Genomic DNA, 2,040 nt, shown 5'->3' on the forward strand with positions numbered 1-2,040 from the left:
GAAACCCGGGGCGGTTCAGAACCGTTCGATGGGAATTAGCTAAGGGTAAGCGATATAGACAACCAAAGCTGGTTCCTACAAATACGAGACCGAGTGAAATGAACACGAATAATATTTTCAAACGAGCGCTTGCCGAGGGTCGTCCACAGATAGGCGTATGGTCTACCCTACCCTCGCCATACGTTTCCGAGCTGGTGGCTGGCTCAGGCTATGACTGGATGCTCCTGGATACAGAGCATTCGCCGAGCGACGTCCCTACCATGATGCAGCAACTGCAGGCCGTTGACGCGGCAGGGCTGGCAAGTCCCACGCCTACTTCGGCGGTGGTCAGGCCGGCCTGGAACGATGCGGTTCTCATCAAACGCTATCTCGACATTGGAGCAAAAAACCTTCTGCTTCCGTTTGTGCATGATGCAACAGAAGCAGCCGCAGCAGTGGCAGCTACGCGCTATGCGCCGAGAGGAATGAGAGGGATGGGCGGCGCAACACGGGCATCCAACTTCGGGCGTACCACAGATTACGTCGCCGCAGCGGAAAATGACCTGTGTGTATTAGTGCAGGTTGAGACCGCTGCCGCATTAGACAATATTGAGAAGATCGCTGCAGTCGACGGCATTGATGGGATCTTCATTGGTCCAGCTGATCTGTCTGCAAGCATGGGGTATGCAGACAACCCACGCCACCCCGAAGTCGATGCAGCTATCAATAGTGCAATCGGGCGCATTAGAGCCTGCGGTAAAGCGCCCGGAATTTTGATGACTGACGAGGCACGCGCGAAAGAATGCCTGGGGCTTGGAGCCCTGTTTGTGGCTGTAGCAATCGATTTGCTGGTACTTCGATCCGGGCTGGGTTCTGCCCTCAGTGCATTTAATGGATGTCTCGAGGATCCCACTGCGAGCGTGAAAAGCGCTTACTGATTTGCGCACCAGACCGGCGAGATGCTGTAGTGTCCGCACTGTCGAGCCGACGGCATCGGTCATGTGAAGGGAGGGGCATAACGTTTCCTCCGCTTCGCTTCTAAAAGCGCTCCGTAAGCCTTCGCCTGCTGCCAGACCGCGCGCCTCCTGAAGGTGCTGGACGAAAGCCAGGGATTGATCTGCGACAAACGCTTCATCACGAAGGCCTGCCCATGCTTGGCATGGACGCCGCTGCTAGAGTCAGCGGCCGAACTTACTGGGTGTCAGGACTGCTGTTAGATCTCATATAGCCTCAAACCACGAGCCCTGTTGCGGGGTGCGAGGGGTGCTTTCCACGTTTCATCAAGAATAGGAAGTGCAGCGGTGCGCATTGTTCGTGGCGCATACCTGCTTCCTGCGTTCGACTACCGGGGTCATTCAATCCACCAGTGGCGAAGCGCATGCGAGTTTTTTCTGCACATCCCGGCCCGATCCTAGCCTTCCCGGCGTTATTGCTTATCGTCAGCACCGTTTCGGCGGCTGACATCTGGGTCGTGACCGACGCCCGGCACCCCGTGGCTGGTGCTCAGGCCGCCAGCCGCATCATCAGGCTCGACGCACCGCAGAGCATCGAGGCAGAGTTGTCCGCGAAGCTGCCTGCCGATCCACAGCAGGCCACGGAGGTCGTCCGGCAACGATTGAACGACGGAGGCCAAGCGCTGCAGCAGCGCCTGCGCGACGCCTACCAGGGCGTGACCGATGCCTGGAGCCTGGGCATCACCAGCATCCCGGCCGTGGTCGTCGATCGACGCTTCGTCGTCTACGGCGAAGACAACCTCGACGAGGCCGTGGCACGCATCGCGCGGCATCGCGGGGAGCAGCCATGATTTCCCGTCGCCTGCGGCTTTCAGCCGCCGCCGCGTTGCTGTGCGGGGCCACATCGAGCTTCGCCCTCAACACAGCCACCATCATCGCCTCATCCCTGTCCCCCGACTGCCTGGAGTACCGGGTCGTCGGCATCTGCTACTGGCTCTATTGCTCGTGGGGCGGGTGCACCGTGCGGACATCAATCAAGGTCAGGCATTACGTGCCCGATGCGGTGGTGTCGAGCTACAGCAGCACCGGTCAAAACCCCTGGGTCGAG

The 2,040-nt window shown here is 59.3% G+C and carries 3 protein-coding genes; all 3 read left to right on the forward strand.

Features of this window, described 5'->3' with window-relative positions; genetic code table 11:
- Positions 1-98: 98 nt before the first annotated feature.
- The gene (locus ALO64_RS00365) at positions 99-917 is read left to right on the forward strand and encodes an aldolase/citrate lyase family protein (RefSeq protein WP_044344353.1); all 819 of its coding nucleotides are present in this window, start codon (positions 99-101) and stop codon (positions 915-917) included.
- Positions 918-1,357: 440 nt separating this feature from the next.
- On the forward strand, positions 1,358-1,783 hold the full coding sequence (locus ALO64_RS00370) for a TIGR03757 family integrating conjugative element protein (RefSeq protein WP_044344352.1): 426 nt from the start codon (positions 1,358-1,360) through the stop codon (positions 1,781-1,783).
- On the forward strand, positions 1,780-2,040 hold a 261-nt coding region (locus ALO64_RS26045; protein ID WP_235804961.1), incomplete at its 3' end, for a TraU family protein. The genes ALO64_RS00370 and ALO64_RS26045, both read left to right, overlap by 4 nt.

It is taken from the genome of Pseudomonas meliae (genome assembly GCF_001400515.1).
Taxonomy (GTDB): domain Bacteria; phylum Pseudomonadota; class Gammaproteobacteria; order Pseudomonadales; family Pseudomonadaceae; genus Aquipseudomonas; species Aquipseudomonas amygdali.

Excerpts from the sequence above, each read along its gene's own strand:
- ALO64_RS00370 (WP_044344352.1), top strand. The coding sequence starts at position 1,358 with ATGCGAGTTTTTTCTGCACATCCCGGCCCGATCCTAGCCTTCCCGGCG.
- ALO64_RS00365 (WP_044344353.1), top strand. The coding sequence starts at position 99 with ATGAACACGAATAATATTTTCAAACGAGCGCTTGCCGAGGGTCGTCCA.